Below are 18,362 nucleotides of genomic sequence, written 5' to 3'. Positions count from 1 at the left end.
TTACACCTGAATTATCGAACTAAGCGAAGGCCATAAGGCTTATATCTTGTGACCATTGCTTGAGTCCATCCCATATGCTGATTGATCTTAAAATAAAAAACTACGCACTGATAGAGCAGTTGGAAATGAATCCATCGCCGGTACTCAATATTATAACTGGTGAAACGGGTGCCGGTAAGTCCATTATGCTGGGCGCCATCGGCCTCTTGCTCGGCAACCGCGCTGACTCCAAGCTACTTTTCAATCAGGCGCAGAAGTGCGTGATCGAGGGAGTGTTTGATATCTCGCTGTATAACTTGAAAGAGGTGTTCATAGCCGAAGATCTGGACTTTGATGAGCAGTGCATTTTGCGCCGTGAGATCAGCCCGAGCGGGAAGTCACGCGCTTTTGTGAATGACACACCGGTAACGCTCGACGTGCTGCGCAAGATAGGGGAGAACCTGATGGACATCCACTCGCAGCACGACACGCTGCAGTTGGGTGACACCAGTTTCCAGCTCAACATACTCGACATTTACGCCGGCAACACTTCACTGGACATCTATGCCGGTAACCTGTCCTACCTGAAAGACTACAACGAGACCTTCCGCAAGTATAAGAAGCTCGAAGGTGACTACAAGAAACTGACCGACCAACTGGCGCAGGCACAGAAGGAACTGGACTACAATACCTTTCTTCTCAACGAACTGGAGGAAATAAACCTGCAGAAAGACGAGCAGGAGCAGTTGGAAACAGAACTGAAAGAACTGGAGAATGCCGAAGACATCAAGCTGAAGCTGACACAGGCTGTTCAGTACCTGACTGAATCTGAATTTAACATCACTTCTGCTTTGAAAGACACGGTGCAGCTGATCAGTCAGTTGGCGGCTTTCTCTCCGAAGTATGATGAGTTGCGCACCCGCACCGAAAGCTGCATGATTGAACTGAACGACGTTGCCGGAGAACTGGAAGACGCCGAGCGGAGAACAGAAGCCGACCCAGCCCGCACCACCGAGGTGCAAGAGCGACTCAACACAATCTATACCTTGCAGCGCAAGCATCAGGTACAGACCATTGCCGAGTTGCTCGAGATACAGCGCGAGCTGGAAGGCAAAGTGGGCAGCGTACTCAATCTGGACAATGCCTTGTCGAGCACCGAAAAGGCCATGAAAGAGGCCGAAAAGGATATGCTGGAGAAAGCCGCAGTACTGTCTGAGCGCCGCAAAGCTTCGTTTGGCAAGTTTGAGCAGGAGCTTTACGTTTTGCTGGCCGAACTGGGCATGCCGAACGCCCGCATTGTCATTCAGCACAAAGCCGCCGCACCAACCGCTACAGGTACCGACGAGATCAGCATTCTGTTCAGTGCCAACAAGGGAGCGCAGCCACAATCCTTGGTGAAAGCTGCCTCAGGCGGTGAATTCTCTCGTCTCATGTTGAGTATTAAGTACATGCTAGCTGATAAAACTGCCCTGCCTACCATTGTATTCGACGAGATTGACACAGGTATATCCGGTGAGGTAGCCGTGAAAGTGGGCAAGATGATGCAGCAGATGGCGCAGAAGCACCAGATCATTGCCATCTCGCACTTGCCGCAGATTGCAGCGCAGGGTAACTCGCACTACTTTGTGTACAAGCACGACACGGAAGACCGCACAATTAGCCGCGTGAAGAAGCTGAGTGAGAAAGAGCGGGTAGATGAAATTGCGCACATGATTGCAGGGGCCAACCCAAGTGCGAGCGCCTACAAGAGTGCCAAAGAATTACTTTCACTGTAAGGTCTTACTCCAGCCCTAAGCCTAAATAAAAGGAGAGGGAGTTTGTGCAGGAATAAGATGGCAAGCTTAGGCAAGTGAGAGCAAAACCGGACTTGAGTTATACACACTTATTGCTATATTGCTGCCTCATTTCCGCAGGCTATACTTGTCTGTCGGAAATCATAACAATTTGAAACATTAACCTGACAAATACATGTCTTACAATCTGCTTAAAGGAAAGAAGGGAATCATTTTCGGAGCGCTTGACGAGAAGTCTATCGCTTGGAAAGTTGCCATGCGTGCCAAAGAAGAGGGCGCTGAGTTTGTGTTGACCAATGCGCCATTGGCCATGCGTATGGGTGAGATCAACAAACTGGCTGAAGCCTGCAACGCACAGGTTATACCTGCCGACGCCACTTCTGTGGAAGATCTGGAAAACCTTTTCACCAAAGCACAGGAAATACTGGGCGGCAAGATCGACTTCGTGCTGCACTCCATCGGCATGAGCCCAAACATCCGCAAAGGCAAGTCTTACGGTGACTTGAACTATGACTGGTTCTTGAAGACGCTGGACATTTCGGCACTTTCTTTCCACAAAGTGATGCACGTGGCCGAGAAGCAGAACGCCATGAACGAGTGGGGCTCTATCGTAGCGCTGTCGTACATCGCCGCGCAGCGTGTATTCCCTGACTACACGGACATGTCGCAGGCAAAGGCCGTGCTCGAGTCGATTGCCCGTAACTATGGCTACCGTCTTGGCAGACTGAATAAAGTGCGTGTGAATACGATATCGCAGTCCCCTACTAAAACAACTGCAGGTACAGGCGTAGGTGGTTTCGACGCGTTCTACGACTATGCCGATAAGATGTCGCCACTCGGCAACGCCTCCGCCGAGTCTTGCGCTGACTACTGTATCACGCTGTTCTCTGACCTGACGCGCCTAGTGACCATGCAGAACCTGATGCACGACGGCGGTTTCTCTACCATGGGCATCTCTGAAGATGTAGTGGAGATGATCAGTAAACAGTCTTAATTAATTTGAAGATTTGGAGATGTGAAGATTTGAAAATGAATCTAACATTCTCTGAAATATGAAAAGCCCTTGGTGCTAAATGCGCCAAGGGCTTTTTTGATGTGTTGTAAGAGGAGTGAAGAGGATAGTCGTAATGGCTACAACAAACACTTTTATTACTGTAATGAATTTTTCAAAAGTGCTGGATGCTTAAATTTCCGTATTATTACATTTTCAAATCTCCCCATCTTCAAATCTCCAAATCAATCTTCCTCACGATGCACTTTGGTGAAGTCGAATGCCGGTACGCACACGGACCAGTACTCGGTTTCCTCGTCGTAAGGGTTGGAGTAGCGGATGCGGGCTCCGGCTTTGATCAAAATAGACTCGCCGGCCTCCACTATAATTTCCTCTCCGTCAATCTCAATTAGTTTTCGGCCACGCAGCACAATCGTGATTTCATCGAACTCCGGTGTTTGATGCGGTTCGCCCCACTGCGGAGGCGCTACCATGTGCGCCACACTGAAAGCGCTGGTGTGAGTAGAGGCTTTTCCGAAGTGCTCTTCGATCAATTTTCCATCGGTAGTAGGTACTTGGAAGGGCTTGGTCTGTTTAAAGTATTTTTTCTCGCTCATCTTTTTTAGGTATAGCTTACTTTCTGTCAGGGCACTCGCCTTTGGTATAGGAGGTCACGCCGGCTCGGTCTGCCTCGCAGGCATTGCCGTAGGTTTTGCCGTCGCAGCCGCATACCGGGTCATACTGCATGGTGCACATTTGGTCAGGGTTAATCTTGGACTGGTCGATGCAGGGTATTTCGCTGTTTTTGCAGGAGTAGAAAGTACCCATCGCCAGAAAGGCAGTAGCCAAGGCTATTTTTTTCATAGTGGTTTATATGTGGTGTTGGTTTAATTAATCTTCTACTAGAACATACGGCTCGGCCATTGCTTATTAGGCGCATTACAAACCTAGTATGTTTGCCCTCGTATGTATCCAAACGTAAACTAATTAGAATACGAGATACAGTGTGAAGCTTTCCAATCTATGGTGGCCTCACCTTATCAAATAAACATCATAAGAAAATGTTAAACAACATGAACGACGAAAAAGGAAAAATCTTACTGGCTACTTTGGCCGGTATCGGTGCCGGTGTAGCAGCCGGTATATTATTGGCACCAAACAATGGTGTGGATACACGCGATAGCCTGAAAAAGACGCTGACAAAGGTGGGCGAAGATGTAGAACGCACCGTGAAAAACTTTATGGATAAACTGGAGAGCAGCAATGCAACTGACGATGGCAGCAGCCTTGTGATGCGCGGTTCTTGGGATGATGTGAAAGGTCAGCTGAAGAAGAACTATGCTGAGCTTACAGAAGATGATCTTACTTACGTGGAAGGTCAGGAAGACGAACTCTGGGGCCGTTTGCAGCAGAAGCTTGGCAAAACCAAAAACGAGATCATGAAGGTTATCAAAGATCTATAAGTGATTGCTAGAACATCGAAAAAGCTCAGCGAAACACTTTGCTGAGCTTTTTTTCGTTATTTAAGCACTATATAGTATAAAACTATTGTATAGCTATAACTTAATACTGAACTTAACCGTTATTAGTTCAATAGCGAATATTAAAGAAAACAAATCTAACAATTTATAATAAACACGACTATGAAAGATAATAGCGGAAAAGTAATGCTTGCCCTGCTGGCAGGTGCTAGCGCTGGTGTAATTGCAGGTTTACTAATGGCTCCTGATACAGGTGAGCAGACCCGAACTGGTATCAAGAAATGGGCTAACAAACTGAGCAAAGATCTGGAGAAAAATCTGCAGACTGGTCTGGATGAGATCAAAAATATGAGCAATGACGCCATGAACAAAATGGGCGGCATGATGGACGATGCTAAAAAAGCAACTGGCTCTACCGGTTCATCTACTGGTTCGTCCGCAGGCTCTACCGGTTCAACTTCTGGCACAAGTGCTGGCGGTTCTACTGTTACGAACGTTTAGTCTGCCACATTGGGCATAGCCCATCCAAAACGTATACTCGAAACTTAGCTTGCTCCCGGTGCATGCGTGCCCGCTGAGGCGGAATAAGCTTTGTGAAGATGAAAGGCCTGTCCCTAGCGGGGCAGGCCTTTATTTTTGGCTGTCTACCTTTAACTCTAGGTTAACCTTCAGCATTTAGTCCCGTTATTATTTTAAAGCCATTGAGCAAGCGCAAAAATTACAACATATTAAAAGCATAAGATACTATGAGAACGAAAATGGATTACAGCAGCCTTGGAGAGGCAAAGAGCACATACAGCAACACCCCGAAATCGTCTTCTTCTACCTACAGCCATGTGGGTAAGGAAACAAGCGGAAACGTAACACACTCTTCAGTCCGTGAGTCAAAGCACCAGCCGCAAACGCAGCAGCGTACTGTGTATAGCAGTGGCAGCCGTAAGGCTTCGTCTTCTAGCTCGTATGGGGAGAGCAGTGGCACTCTGGGTGTGGCCATGGGCCTATTGGCAGGCGCGAGTGTGGGTGTGCTGGCAGGTATACTGATGGCTCCTGATAGTGGTCGAATTACCCGTCGCCGTCTTTCTGACTCGGCCGCTTGGGTTGGCCGCGGCATTAATGAAAAACTGCAGGGAGGCAAAGACAAATCAGGCTCTTGGGTAAAGGAGGCAAAAGAATCCTTCAATAAAGCAGCCGAGACTGTAAAGAAAACAGTAGCTGGGGAAGGTGATAACAAGAACCTAAAAGGATAGGGCTAAAGCCTTGTGCCATACAAAACAGAAGCGCCCGCTAAGTATAGCGGGCGCTTCTGTTTTGTATGGTATAGTGATTATTCTTCTCTTTTCTCTGGCTTCATTTGCGGGAAGAACAGCACATCTTGGATAGAGTGTGAGTTCGTCATGATCATGCTCAGGCGGTCGATGCCGATGCCCAGACCTGCTGTTGGCGGCATACCATACTCCAAGGCACGCAGGAAGTCTTCGTCCAGTACCATGGCTTCGGTGTCGCCACGCTTGCCAAGTTCCAGCTGCTCTTCAAAGCGGGCACGCTGGTCAATCGGGTCGTTCAGCTCAGAGAAGGCGTTGCAGATTTCCTTGCCGTTGCAGATCGCCTCGAAACGCTCTACCAGACCAGGCTTGTCGCGGTGCTTCTTGGCCAGCGGACTCATCTCCACAGGATAGTCCGTGATGAAGGTTGGCTGGATCAGGTATGGCTCGCAGGTCTCGCCGAAAATCTCGTCGATGATCTTGCCTTTGCCTAGTTTTGGATCCACTTTTATACCGAGCGATTCGGCTGTCTGACGCAGTTCAGGCTCTTCCATCTCCGAGATGTTGATCTTAGTGAAATGCTCGATAGCCTCAAACATGGTGAAGCGCTTCCAAGGGCGCTGGAAGTTGATAACGTTCTCACCAACCTGCACTTCTGTGGTACCGTGCAGGTCCATGGCTACCTTTTCCACCATGGTTTCTACAAGGTCCATCATCCAGTTGTAGTCTTTGTAAGCTACGTACAGCTCCACTTGCGTGAACTCCGGATTGTGAAAGCGGCTCATGCCTTCGTTGCGAAAGTCTTTTGCGAACTCGAATACACCGTCGAAACCACCCACGATGAGGCGCTTCAAGTATAGCTCGTTGGCAATGCGCAGGTATAGCGTCATGTCCAGCGTGTTGTGGTGCGTCTTAAACGGACGCGCCGCAGCACCTCCGTAGAGTGGCTGCAGGATAGGGGTCTCCACTTCTAGGTAGCCTTGCTCGGTCAGATACTGGCGCATAGAGTTCACCAGTTGCGTACGCTTACGGAAGGTCTCACGCACATGCGGGTTCACGATCAGGTCGACGTAACGCTGGCGGTAGCGCAGCTCCGGGTCAGTGAAACCGTCGTGCACGATCTCGTTGCCGTTCTCGTCGATTTCACGCTTTACGATCGGGAGCGGACGAAGCGACTTGGTCAATACTTTCAATTCTGTAACGTGCACGGAGATTTCACCAACCTGCGTTACAAATGCATAACCTTTGATGCCGATGAAGTCACCGATGTCAAGCATTTTCTTGAACACGGTGTTGTACATGTCCTTGTTCTCGCCCGGCGCAATATCATCGCGCGATACGTAGATCTGGATGCGGCCTGTGCTGTCCATAAGCTCAGCAAACGAGGCCTTGCCCATTACACGGCGGCTCATCAAACGACCAGCCAAGGTTACTTCCTGGTAGTTGTTCTTCTCCTTATCGAAATTCTCCTTTATCTCTTTGGCCGTGGCCGTAACTTCAAATGTTTCAGAGGGATATGGGTTGATGCCCATTTTCTCTAGTTCTTCGCGCTCGTGGCGTCTGCGTAGTTCCTGTTCGCTTAGTTGCATGCGATATGTACTAAAAGTGATATTTTAAGATCAAGCTGCAAAATTGCTAAATTATCGGCAGCTTTTAAAGGGTTAATTGGTGATTGTTAAAGGTTAAGAAGTTAAGTGAGAATTCACACTCATACTTATGAATGTAGCTTACACTGTGCTGGCGTAGCAACTGCTGTTGTTTTAGCAACCAAATTTGATTTATAGCTTGGCTTGGCCAGCCGGGCCTTACTTTTTTCCTTGATGAAAAAAGTAAGCAAAAAAATCAAGACTCCCCAAACTCGCTGACCGCTCGAACAGTGGGTAGTCGTTTTAGTGCACCAAGCCACCGTGATCTGTTTCATAGTTTCGGTGCGAGTTAGTTTTACAATGCGTGCCAGCGATATGTGTGAGTAAAATGGAAGCGACAAGGCTTATACCCTTATGCTTGGAAACTCTAGAAAAAGTCCCCCTTGGGGGTAGGGGCCCTCGACAAAGAAGGGGGCAGGGGGATGTCAATTGTGCATAAAATTTCCCTTCGGAAGGGCAGGTAAATCGGGGTGAAACCGCACTGCAAAAGCTGGGGGTAACTTCAATCCCGAGAACTCTAACCAAAAAAAAGGCCCTTGCAAACCACAGTCTGCAAGGGCGCCCATATATGTAGTAGATCGAAAAGACTTAGGCAGCTGTGCGGAATCGCTGCTGTTCGTCTTGGAGGAGCGGCTTTATTTTATCTTGCAGTCTGGCTGCAACAAAAGAGTTTTGCAGGTAAGCTGGCAGTTCTTGCACAAAGGCTTCGTACTGCTGCAATCCCATGGCCTGTGCCACATAGCTCTCATGTATACCGTTGAGGTAACTTACAATCTCTAACAGCGACTCGTGGAACAGCTTGAAGTCGATGTCAGCCTGCACAAAACGCTCTATCTCGCGGTGTGAATTGGAAATGCGCAACCTAGCCAACAAATCGAACAGGGTAGTATAACCCACGCGCCAAGTCAGCTGCTGCCAGTGTTGCGGTCCAAACTTCTGGAGCACTTCTCCGGTACGGCTACTGCGTATAGCGGTAGCGGCATTGGCTTGTACATGCTGTCGCACCGCCTTGGCTTTCATGCGGCGGGTCGTGCGCAGAAACTGCCCGATCTGCGACTGGGCCTCCAACTCTTTGCCCGCTATCTGCAGACCCGGTTTGTAATGCGCCAGCGGCAGACGGTTCACACGGAAGTCGTCATAATGCCCGGATGCATAAAAGCTCATGGCCTGCGGATAAGCATTCTTCACTACAAGTCGGCCGGCCTCGCGCATTACCAATGCTTCATTACTCGTCTTGATTTGACGTGTGTGTAGGAAAGCCTGCAAGCTCGCAAATACGGTATAGTAAGCCTGCGGGAATGTCCAATGCAAGGCATTGCGGATATAGCTTTCATCGCCTAGTTCGGCAGTGGCACGCAGGGCGTACTCAGTATTCCAGCTGTTCAACAACAATCTTTTCACTGCTTCCACATCTTCTTCCGGCAGTTCTGCCGGCACGTCCTTGAAGTAAGCCAACTGTTGCAGGCCCATGCCTTCATAATGATCAAGATGGTAGTTTATCGCAAAAAAGTAGTTCAGAAACACCTGCGCCGGAATAGATTTATACCATTCCTTGTCCAGTTGCTTCTGCTCTTCCGGATACATGGATATGATGTTTTCTTCTTCTTTCTCTTTCATGTTATTACAACATTTATGACTTGCTAACAGTTGCAATTTTGTGTAATAATGTCAGTGTTTTCGTTGTTATAAATAATTGATTATCAATGTGTTATAAAGTTATTTAAAATTATTTTTCACTACTCCTATTTGTCTGTGTAAGAGGCATTTTAAGATGCTTTTTTCAAGGTTAAAACGATACAGTACAGAGATGAAAACGACAGCCTTGCAGGATAATTCGTATCAGTGAAAAAGATTAAAATAAGGCAAAGCAAAACTGATCGACTATGGAGCTATCCTATATTCTGAATGAACTGGGCGAAGACCGTGAATTGTATTACAATGCTGTGGCGCCACCCATTTTGCAGACCAGCAATTTTGCCTGCAAGACAGTAGATGACATGCGCCGCATGCTGCAGAACGAAGCAGAGTCTTACTTGTATACCCGCGGCAACAACCCCACTGTGACTATGCTTGAACAGAAGCTGGCTGCCTTGGAAGGAGCGGAGCATGCCATCGCCTTTGGGAGCGGGATTGCGGCTGTGTCGGCTGCTGTGCTCTCGCAATTGAATGCAGGCGACCACGTGGTGTGCATTGAAAAACCCTATGGCTGGACCAATGTACTGATGAAGCGCTTTTTGCCTCGGTTTGGGGTAGAGGTAACGATGGTGGATGGCACGGACACAGAGAACTACCGTCGGGCCATCAGGCCTAACACCAAGCTGCTTTATATGGAAAGTCCCAATTCCTTCACTTTCGAACTGCAGGATATTGCTGTCATTACAGCCTTGGCAAAACAGCACGGCTGCAGCACCATCATCGACAACAGTTTTGCCTCGCCGCTTTACCAGAATCCCATCCAGTTCGGAGTTGACCTAGTGGTGCATTCCTGTACCAAGTACATAGGCGGACACTCCGACACCATGGGCGGCATTATCTGTGGCAGTCGTGAGATGATCAATAGGATATTTGAACGGGAGTACATGACCTTGGGCGCCATTCTCGCCCCACACGATGCATGGTTGCTTCTGCGCGGGCTCCGCACGTTGCCGGTGCGTATGGAGCGGGTTGCCGCGTCCACCCGAAAAGTAGTGGCTTGGCTGGAAAAACACCCCAAAGTGGATCGGATCTATTATCCATTCTCACCTTCGCACCCACAGTATGAACTGGCAAAACGGCAGATGAAAAGCAATACTGGGCAGTTTACCATAGCCCTGAGAACAGATGATATCCGGAAGATCGATAACTTCTGCAACAGCCTGCAGCACTTCCTGATGGCGGCCTCATGGGGAGGGCACGAGTCACTGATATACCCTGCGGCGGCTTACTACAGCAACGGCACGCATAAAGGCAAACTCGACTTTAACTTGGTTCGCTTCTATATTGGACTAGAAGACCCGGATTATCTGATCAAAGATATAGAACAGGCACTGGTTGCGATTTAACTGAATTGGGATAATATATCTATATATTATGAATTAATTATTTATAACGAATTCATAACATTACATTAGAACCATCTTCTTACATTTGTAAGATGGTTTTATCTCCTACATCCTGTAGTCTAAAGCCGATGTACTTCAGTGCATTGCATTACCCCATCCTGTTCGGGAAAATCTCAAATCAATCTTATACTTATGTTTAAACATTTACACAAGGTTTCTGCCTTTGTGCTGGTATGCTGCGGCCTTTTGGCGGGCAATGAGGTACAAGGGCAAAGTAATCCAACTCCCCAAACGCTTCCATTTAGCACCGACTTTAGTAGTATGGGCAGTACGACGGAGCTTCCGGCTGGCATCGCGGCTTGGTTGAATGGATACAACAACTCCAAGACGGCCGCTTTGGCGTCTACTCCATCAGCTGATGCTCCAATATTAGTCAAAGACTTAAAGCAGTCTGGTGGTTCAAGTGTGTATAATTACACGGCAGGCGGCGGAAACAGACTTTACGTTCAGCTGTCATCCAACTCATCCAATGGCTCTGACCAGATTGCGGCGGCTGTCAACACAATGGGAAAATCTAGTATTAAGGTTTCCTATGATGTCGAGTTGATCAATAATCAATCCCGTTCAGTTGGTGTTACGCTGCAGTACCGTGTAGGCGAATCAGGTGACTGGACTGAAGTGGCGAGCACAGACTACACCAGCAAGGATTTAACGGAAGAAGGCGATATCAGATCGATTGAAGCCATGTTGCCAGCCGGAGCTGAGAACAATGCCGTTGTGCAGCTGCGTTGGGTGACTTACGAGAACGTAGAGTCTGGCGTAGGCGGTTCGCGTGATGGTGTTGCTATTGATAACATTGTTATTGAAGAAACAAACCCTGCTCCACAACCGGTACAGGTAAGCGCTTCCTCGCTTGCTTTCGGCACGGTGGGTGTCAATCAAGTTGCCGATATTCTTTCTTATGATGTTGTGGGCCATGAGCTGACAAACGAGGTTGTTTTGGCCGTAGATGGCGCTTTCAGTCTTTCTAAAACGGAAGATGGCGAGTATACCCAACGACTGGTGTTTACCCCTAGCGAACTGGAAGAAACCCGTAAGGTGTTTGTGAAATTAGCGACTAGCACTGTTGGTAACTTCAACAGCACGATCACGCACAGCAGCAACGGTGTTGACTATGGCACCGTTTCACTTTCCGCTGAAGTGTTCAGCCCATACATCCAGAACTTCAATAATTGTGCTACAGCACTTCCGGGTGGATGGGTTGCCTATAGTGTAATTGGTGATCAGGTATGGGGTTGTACTACATTCGGTAGAGAAAACGAAGACAACCAGCGCACCAACGGTGTGCAGATCAACGGCTTCAGCGGTAGCGCCCGTGAAAACGAGGACTGGTTAATCTCTCCTTCGCTGGACCTGAGTGACTTTAACATCGCCGCCCTTACCTTCTGGACCAGAACCGCTTTCAAAGGCCCGGGCCTAAAACTGATGGTGTCTACTGACTACGACGGTACAAGCGCCCCAAGCTCTGCTACTTGGACGGAGCTGAACGGTGACTTCCCAGAGCTTGCCTCCGACTACTGGAAGCAGTCTTTTATTGATTTAAGCGCCTACAAAGGTGAGAGCGTATTCGTGGCTTTTGTTTACACGGCAGTAGCTGAAGCTGACGGCGCAGCACGCTGGACAGTGGATGATGTGGCTGTGGAGAACGTGGAGCGCGCCCTGTTGGCCAGCGACTTTAATTACGATTTCGGCATGGTGGAAACGCCAAACGCTTCTGAGGCACAGAGCTTCAGGTTCTCTGCACCGGGCTACGAAGGCATGACGCTGAGCGTGGAGGAAGACTTTGAACTTTCGAAAGACAACGAGACGTTTGCAGCCTCTATCACTTACTCTGCCGAGGAAGCTGCTGCTACAAACACGGTATACGTTCGCTTTAAGCCTGCCAGCACTAAGCTTCGCACTTCAAGTGCCATTACTTACACAAGCGGCGATTTCTCTGCTGAGAAGGGCATGTTGAGCGGTAGTTCACTGGCTAAGACCAGCACACTGGATATCGTGTCTTGGAACGTGGCTTGGTTCGGCTCTACAAGCGGTGGCCCAAGCAACTTGGATCTGCAGTACAGCAACACTAAGAAAGTACTCGAGACGTTGGACGCCGACATCATCGCGCTACAGGAGATTTCGAATGACGAGAAAATGGAGCAGTTGATCAATGAGTTAGAAGGTTACAGCTTCGTGAAGTCTGATGTGTACTCTTACTCACAGAAATCCGGTTCAGGCACCATGGATCCGCAGAAACTATACCTTGTGTACAAAGAGGAGACCGTGCAGATCAAAAAAGAGAAAGTGCTGTTGAACACACTCTACAATGAGATTTTGGAAGGCAGAGAACTGGAGAACTATCCGGGTACTAGCGACAGCTTCTGGGCAAGCGGCCGTCTGCCATACATGGTAGAAGTAGAAGCTACTGTAAATGGCGTTGCGCAGCGCATCCACTTGGTTAACCTGCACACACGCGCCAACCGCGATACCGACGTGAGCCGCTACAACATGCGCAAGTATGACGTAGAAGTGCTGAAAGACAGCCTTAACGCGCAGTATCCGAACATCAACTTGGTGCTACTCGGCGACATGAACGATGACGTGGACGTGTCGGTGGTGAACAACCTGCCGTCTTCACTGGAAGCTTTCGTGAACGACGAGGACTTTACTACTCTGACTTACGACCTGAGCACAACAGGCGCTTTCACTTATGCTGGTGGGTCTTACCAGAGCTTCTTGGATCACATCATCGTATCTAAGTCTTTGACGGATGAGTACATCGATGAGTCAATCGTAATTGAGAACCAGTTCCTTAACAGCATCTCCAGCTTTAGAAGTACCACTTCTGATCACATGCCGGTGTCAGCTCGCTTCACGTTTAGCACAACGCCAACCGTAACTTTCACGGAGCCAACACTGACGAAAACTGAAGGCGATGCCCCGTTCAATGTAAACTTGACACTCTCAGCCGCACAGCCGAAGGCCCACACGGTATACCTGACCGTGAAGGACGAGTCGACTGCCACTGCCGTGGACTATACCACAGCCCCGGTTGCCGCCGAGAACGTAATTGCTGTTGAGGTGCCGGCTGATGCTACCACTGCTTCGTTTGAAGTGAGCATTGCAGATGATGAAGAAATTGAAGAGACAGAACAACTTATGTTCTTCATCAATCAAGCAACTACTGACCTAGGTATAGGCACAAACGCCCGCAGCTTCACGCTGGAGGTTCGCGACAACGATACGCCTACTGGTTTGGCTCGTCGCAAAAACCAAGAGTTCCGCATGTATCCGAACCCTACCAGAGGCGCAGTAACCATCGTGTTGCCAGAAGATGTTTCTACGGTTGAAAATGTGGTGTTGACGGTGTATTCAGCAGAAGGCATCAAGATGCATGGCTTGAATGGCACCCTGAATTCCGTGATCGAACAGCTTAACGATCGTCTGCCAGCTTTGCGCAACGGTATGTACTTTGTGCAGATTCAGGTACGCGACAAGGTGTTCCAGTCACGTCTGATAAAGAACTAAACCAAATCGATTTCAATAGTGAAGCGGCTCTCTGCATTGCAGGGGGCCGCTTTTTTTTTGATAACCTCCTAACGTAAGAGAGGGTAATAGTATAAACACTAAGTAACACAGACTATGATAGACAAGCCGCAAATTATGAATAACGTGCATGGTGCCACACTTATAGGCGCCGGTTTAAGCAGCTACCTGCTCAACGAAAAAAGACCAACCACTGCGCTTATACCTGCCGCTGCAGGCTCCGGGTTGTTACTGCTGAGCAAAGGGCTCGAAAAAGGCAACCAAACACTGGCCCATGTAGCAGTGGGCGTAACAGGCATACTGCTGTTCCAAACCCTGCGCTCGTTCCTGCAAGCCGCAGTGCCCGATGTTGAAACCGAGGCCAAGTTCGACAGTGCTACCCTGAATCGCCGCAAACTTGTGTTCGGACTCATGAGCACCACAGGTATAGCCGCCATGGCAACTTACATTGCCGGGTTTATAGAGAAAAGAAAAAACGGCTAAGGTATAGCCGGACTAAATCGAAAAGAGCTCGCAGGTATAGTACCTGCGAGCTCTTTTTGTTTGTCTTATACCTGATTAGAAACCAACAGCCGTATCATCGCCACGTGGATCGGCACCCCCTTCGAGCTTACCATTAGGTAGCACCAATATACCTTCCACGGCTCCGTATTTGCCTCTTTGCTTTAGCTTGTAGCCCTTGCTTTCTAAAACAGCCCTTACTTCAGGTAAGATGGCATCTGGCTCATGCTGGATCTCGTCGGGCAGCCACTGGTGATGGAAACGGGGGGCGGCAACGGCTTCCTGCATCGTCATGCCGTGCTCTACCACGTTCAGGATGGTCTGGAACACGGAGGTGATGATGGTGGAGCCGCCCGGCGTGCCTACTACCATGTATAGCTTGCCGTCTTTCTCCACTATGGTGGGCGTCATAGCGCTAAGCATGCGCTTACCGGGCTGCACCGCGTTGGCCTCGCCGCCAATCAAGCCAAACATGTTGGGCACGCCCGGCTTCGCGCTAAAGTCGTCCATCTCATTGTTGAGCAGGAAACCGGCACCCTCCACCACAACCATAGAGCCGTAGCCGCCATTGATGGTGGTAGTAATGGAAGCCGCATTTCCCAACTGGTCCACAATGCTGAAATGTGTCGTCTGATCTGATTCGTATACCGGCAGCTCCCCTGCTTTCACGTCAGAGGACAGGGTGGCTTGTTCCAAGCTCACATTGCGCATGCGCTCTTGCAGGTAGCTGCGATCCAAAAGGCCACTTGTCGGTACTTTGTAGAAGTCCGGGTCGCCGAGGTAGGTGGCGCGGTCAGCGTATACACGGCGCTTGGCCTCGGTCATGAGCTGTATGGTCTGAGGCTGCTGCCAGCCGTAGCTTTTCAGGTCGTAGGGCTCTACCATGGTGAGCAGTTGCAGCAGAGCAATGCCGCCGCTCGATGGCGGTGACATAGAGGTGATCTTGTAATCTTTGTATTGCCCGGTAATCGGGGTGCGCCAGATCGCGTTGTAATCGCGCAAGTCCTCATGGGATATGAGTCCGCCTCCGCGCTGCATCTCCCGCACGATCAGGTCGGCTGTCTCACCGGCATAGAAACCCTCGCGGCCTTTGTCGCGGATGCGCTCCAAGGTACGGGCAAGATCAAGGTGATACAGGGTATCGCCGGGCTGCCAAGCCTGCTCTCGCGTCAGATATGGCGTGTGCTTGTTATGCGTGATCATCCTTTCATAGGCATTGTTAAGCATGCGGGCTTCACGCTCGGTCAGGACCACGCCTCGGCGAGCCAAGTCGATGGCGGGTTGCACGAGCTCGGCAAAAGGCATAGAGCCTAACTTCTCATGTATTTTCAGCATGCCATCCACGGAGCCGGGTACGCCAGCGGCCAAGTGACCAAGCAAGCTCAGGTCAGGTATAACATTGCCGAGGGAGTCGAGGTACATGTCACGGTGGGCGGCTACAGGGGCTTTTTCGCGGAAGTCGAGCGCGCCTGTTTCACCAGTATGGTGGCGGTAAACTAGAAAGCCACCCCCACCGATGTTGCCTGCCACCGGATAGCAGACGGCCAAGGCAAACTGTGTGGCGATGGCTGCATCGTAGGCGTTGCCACCTCTCCGCAATATCTCTAACCCGATGTTAGAGGCGTCTGGATGAGCCGAAACCACCATAGCCTTTTCAGCTACGACACCGCGGTTTTCAGCTTCAAGCTGAGTTTGCGGCTTGGTAGCACAACCTGAGAAAATCAGCATTGCCACCACAAAACAAGTGAGGGTATGACGCTTTGATCGGAGAGCTTGGGGCAAGTGGAGATGTTTCATGAGTTAAAGGTATAGGTGAGGCTATGGTGCAAAATAAAAAAAAGCCGGCTATCTGCATAACCGGCTTTTCTTGGAAGGCTTTTTATCGTTTCTTATTTGATGTCGTTTTTGATGATGGCCACCGCTTCTTCAACATACACGTCTTTCTGCAGGGACTTCATGAAATCCTTATTACGGGCCAGTTTGGCAGTATCACCAGCGATGGCTTGCAGGTCAGTTTTCATGCGCGATACGTTCAGTACCGGCACATTCTTCTGAGCGTCTTCCATTCTTTTGTTGGCTGCTTCACTCTTGGTCTCTTCCGCCAAATACTTCGCCATATGCAAAGAGCGGGTTGTGATGTCAGACTGTTTCTTCAGGCGCTCGCCGCTCTCTTTAATTACTTTAAAGCTTTGATTACTTGAAATACGGCTCTTGCTATTGGCTTGAATAGCTGGAATGTTCAATCTGCTCTTCGTCCACGCCTTATAGCGGGCAGGGGAGATCTCGTCGAACGCAAGCGGATATTCCTGCTCTTTCTCACCGAACTCTAGGAAGCTGTAGGCATCCGGCAAAATTACATCTGGCGTAACGCCGCGCAATTGCGTGGTGCCACCGTTAATGCGGTAGAATTTCTGGATCGTGAGCTTCAACGCACCGAATGGCTTGTATGGGTCAAACTGCGATGGCAGCGCCTCGTCCAGCTCAAAGAACTGCTGCACGGTTCCTTTACCGAAGGTAGGCGTACCCACAATAACAGCACGTTTATAGTCTTGCATGGCGGCGGCCAGAATCTCAGAGGCTGAGGCGCTGTTCGCATTCACCATAATCACCAGCGGACCACCGTACTGCACTTCAGGATCACGGTCATCGAGTACCACCGTTTTGCCAGAAGCCGTGCGTACCTGCACAATAGGACCCTGCTCTATGAATAGACCGGCCATCTCAACTGCATCGGCCAAGGAACCACCACCGTTATTGCGCAAATCCAGAATCAGACCTTGCATACCTGCCGCTTTCAATTTCTCGATTTCGGCCTTCACATCGGCGCCACTATTGCGGCCGCCGTTACGCTCGAAGTCAGCATAGAAACCCGGCAACTTAATGTATCCGATCTTCTGCTTTTCGTCTATCATGGCACTCTGTGCGTAAGTTTCCTCAAATACGATCACATCACGCACAATAGGGATAATGCGGGTGCTACCGTCAGGCTTGCGTACTGTCAGACGTACTTCGGTGCCTTTCTTACCACGGATCAGTTGGATGGCATCGTCAAGGCGCATACCTTCCACCAAAACCGGGTCATTACTGCCTTGAGCCACTTTCTGGATTGCGTCACCCGGCTTCAGGTCACCCTGCATGTACGAAGGGCTGCCCGGTACGATTTCCAGCACTTTAATCTGTCCGTCTTTTTCCTGCAGAGAGGCGCCTATACCTTCCAAACGACCTGTAAACTCAATGTCGAAATCTTTTTTAGCCTTAGGAGGGAAGTAGCCGGTGTGCGGGTCATATACATTGGCTACGGCGTTGATATAAGTTGCGCGGCGATCATCGCGGGTAACTTGGTCGAGGCGCTTATAGAGCTCATTGTAAGCCGTCATCACCTTTTCGCGGGCTTCGGCTTCCAGTTGCTCATAACTTTTCGGTTTGTCTTTGCTATCAGCGCTGGCAGTGGCTTTCTCCTGCTGCTTTTGCATCTCGGCCAGTCGCACCAAGGTTTGGTACTTCAACTGCTTTCTCCAAGCTTCTTTCAGCTCATTTTTGTCTTTCGCGAATTGCAGCTTCTTACCATCCAGCTCAATGGTTTCGTCCTTAGTGTAATCAAAAGGTTTGGCCAAAATCTCTTTGTAATACGCCTCCGATTCCTTCGTGCGCTTCTCGATCAGGTCCGATGCGATGTCAAAGAAATCGAAAGAGCCTGCACGCAGTTGGTCATCCAGCTGGGTTTCGTACTGGCGCAGCATGGCCACGTCTGACTCGATCAGGAACTTCTTGTTGAAATCAAGACGGTCAAGGTATAGCTTAAATGCTTTCTTAGAGAAGTTGTCGTCTACTTTCTCGGGTTTGTAGTGCGCTGAGTTAAGGCCCTGCATCAGGGCTTTAATCAATATCTCGTTTTTCCCTTCCGGTGAGTCGTTCTTACTATACAGTATAAAAGAGCCTGTAAGCAAAATAACGGCCAGCACAGAGAGAAATATTTTTAATCTGGTTGTCAAGGATAGCATCTAATTTAGTTAGTTGGACCACATAAACTCTACGCAAAAGTAATGCCGCAGATGTTGAAACGGGCGATTCTTTTAAGGT

At 49.4% G+C, this 18,362-nt stretch carries 15 protein-coding genes; 8 read left to right on the top strand and 7 right to left on the bottom strand.

The genetic code is table 11. The features are described from left to right. Positions 1 to 74 precede the first annotated feature (74 nt). Positions 75 to 1,754: a DNA repair protein RecN gene (gene recN / locus Q1A04_RS06535; protein WP_299702845.1), complete on the top strand. Its 1,680-nt coding sequence runs from the start codon at positions 75 to 77 to the stop codon at positions 1,752 to 1,754. A gap of 193 nt (positions 1,755 to 1,947) precedes the next feature. Beyond that, complete coding sequence (locus tag Q1A04_RS06530) at positions 1,948 to 2,766, top strand: enoyl-ACP reductase (protein WP_299702842.1); 819 nt, start codon at positions 1,948 to 1,950, stop codon at positions 2,764 to 2,766. A gap of 242 nt (positions 2,767 to 3,008) precedes the next feature. Here Q1A04_RS06530 and Q1A04_RS06525 read toward each other — a convergent pair whose 3' ends face one another. Both Q1A04_RS06525 and Q1A04_RS06520 read right to left on the bottom strand, forming a co-directional pair. Then, positions 3,009 to 3,380, bottom strand: coding sequence for a cupin domain-containing protein (locus Q1A04_RS06525; protein ID WP_299702839.1), 372 nt, complete (start codon positions 3,378 to 3,380; stop codon positions 3,009 to 3,011). Between the two features lie 16 nt (positions 3,381 to 3,396). Continuing rightward, the gene (locus Q1A04_RS06520; protein WP_299702836.1) at positions 3,397 to 3,627 is read right to left on the bottom strand and encodes a Kazal-type serine protease inhibitor family protein; all 231 of its coding nucleotides are present in this window, start codon (positions 3,625 to 3,627) and stop codon (positions 3,397 to 3,399) included. A 209-nt stretch (positions 3,628 to 3,836) separates the two neighbouring features. On the opposite strand from Q1A04_RS06520, the gene Q1A04_RS06515 reads away from it, so the two are divergent. From Q1A04_RS06515 to Q1A04_RS06505, 3 genes are all read left to right on the top strand, one after another. Beyond that, positions 3,837 to 4,226, top strand: a complete 390-nt coding sequence (locus Q1A04_RS06515; RefSeq protein ID WP_299702833.1) for a CsbD family protein — start codon at positions 3,837 to 3,839, stop codon at positions 4,224 to 4,226. A gap of 180 nt (positions 4,227 to 4,406) precedes the next feature. Then, entirely contained in the window at positions 4,407 to 4,745 is a 339-nt protein-coding gene (locus Q1A04_RS06510; RefSeq protein ID WP_299702830.1) for a YtxH domain-containing protein, read from the top strand. Positions 4,746 to 4,990: 245 nt separating this feature from the next. Continuing rightward, positions 4,991 to 5,491, top strand: a complete 501-nt coding sequence (locus Q1A04_RS06505) for a YtxH domain-containing protein (protein ID WP_299702827.1) — start codon at positions 4,991 to 4,993, stop codon at positions 5,489 to 5,491. A 77-nt stretch (positions 5,492 to 5,568) separates the two neighbouring features. Here Q1A04_RS06505 and lysS read toward each other — a convergent pair whose 3' ends face one another. From lysS to Q1A04_RS06490, 3 genes are all read right to left on the bottom strand, one after another. Beyond that, positions 5,569 to 7,095, bottom strand: coding sequence for a lysine--tRNA ligase (lysS, locus tag Q1A04_RS06500; protein ID WP_299702824.1), 1,527 nt, complete (start codon positions 7,093 to 7,095; stop codon positions 5,569 to 5,571). Positions 7,096 to 7,220: 125 nt separating this feature from the next. After that, positions 7,221 to 7,427: a hypothetical protein gene (locus tag Q1A04_RS06495; protein WP_299702821.1), complete on the bottom strand. Its 207-nt coding sequence runs from the start codon at positions 7,425 to 7,427 to the stop codon at positions 7,221 to 7,223. Positions 7,428 to 7,740: 313 nt separating this feature from the next. Next, positions 7,741 to 8,769 (bottom strand): hypothetical protein, encoded by a 1,029-nt coding sequence (locus tag Q1A04_RS06490; protein WP_299702819.1) that lies wholly within the window; start codon positions 8,767 to 8,769, stop codon positions 7,741 to 7,743. A 266-nt stretch (positions 8,770 to 9,035) separates the two neighbouring features. Here Q1A04_RS06490 and Q1A04_RS06485 point away from each other — a divergent pair, with 266 nt between their 5' ends. The 3 genes from Q1A04_RS06485 (at position 9,036) to Q1A04_RS06475 (ending at position 14,264) form a co-directional block, all read left to right on the top strand. Further along, positions 9,036 to 10,193 carry an aminotransferase class I/II-fold pyridoxal phosphate-dependent enzyme gene (locus Q1A04_RS06485; protein ID WP_299702816.1) on the top strand — a complete coding sequence of 386 codons (1,158 nt, stop codon included), beginning with the start codon at positions 9,036 to 9,038 and terminating at the stop codon, positions 10,191 to 10,193. A 192-nt stretch (positions 10,194 to 10,385) separates the two neighbouring features. Continuing rightward, on the top strand, positions 10,386 to 13,763 hold the full coding sequence (locus Q1A04_RS06480) for a choice-of-anchor J domain-containing protein (RefSeq protein ID WP_299702813.1): 3,378 nt from the start codon (positions 10,386 to 10,388) through the stop codon (positions 13,761 to 13,763). A 135-nt stretch (positions 13,764 to 13,898) separates the two neighbouring features. Beyond that, a complete protein-coding gene (locus Q1A04_RS06475; RefSeq protein ID WP_299702810.1) occupies positions 13,899 to 14,264 on the top strand; it encodes a hypothetical protein in 366 nt (121 codons plus the stop codon). A gap of 75 nt (positions 14,265 to 14,339) precedes the next feature. On the opposite strand, the gene ggt is transcribed toward Q1A04_RS06475, so the two are convergent. Together ggt and Q1A04_RS06465 are read right to left on the bottom strand one after the other, a co-directional pair. Beyond that, positions 14,340 to 16,079: a gamma-glutamyltransferase gene (gene ggt, locus Q1A04_RS06470; protein ID WP_299702807.1), complete on the bottom strand. Its 1,740-nt coding sequence runs from the start codon at positions 16,077 to 16,079 to the stop codon at positions 14,340 to 14,342. 92 nt (positions 16,080 to 16,171) lie between these two features. Beyond that, positions 16,172 to 18,283: a carboxy terminal-processing peptidase gene (locus Q1A04_RS06465; RefSeq protein WP_299702804.1), complete on the bottom strand. Its 2,112-nt coding sequence runs from the start codon at positions 18,281 to 18,283 to the stop codon at positions 16,172 to 16,174. Positions 18,284 to 18,362: the final 79 nt, after the last annotated feature.

Origin of the sequence: uncultured Pontibacter sp., assembly GCF_947499215.1 — a bacterium.
GTDB lineage: Bacteria > Bacteroidota > Bacteroidia > Cytophagales > Hymenobacteraceae > Pontibacter.
The sequence above is the reverse complement of the archived record's forward strand: the minus strand, read 5'-3'. Positions and strand labels throughout refer to the sequence as shown.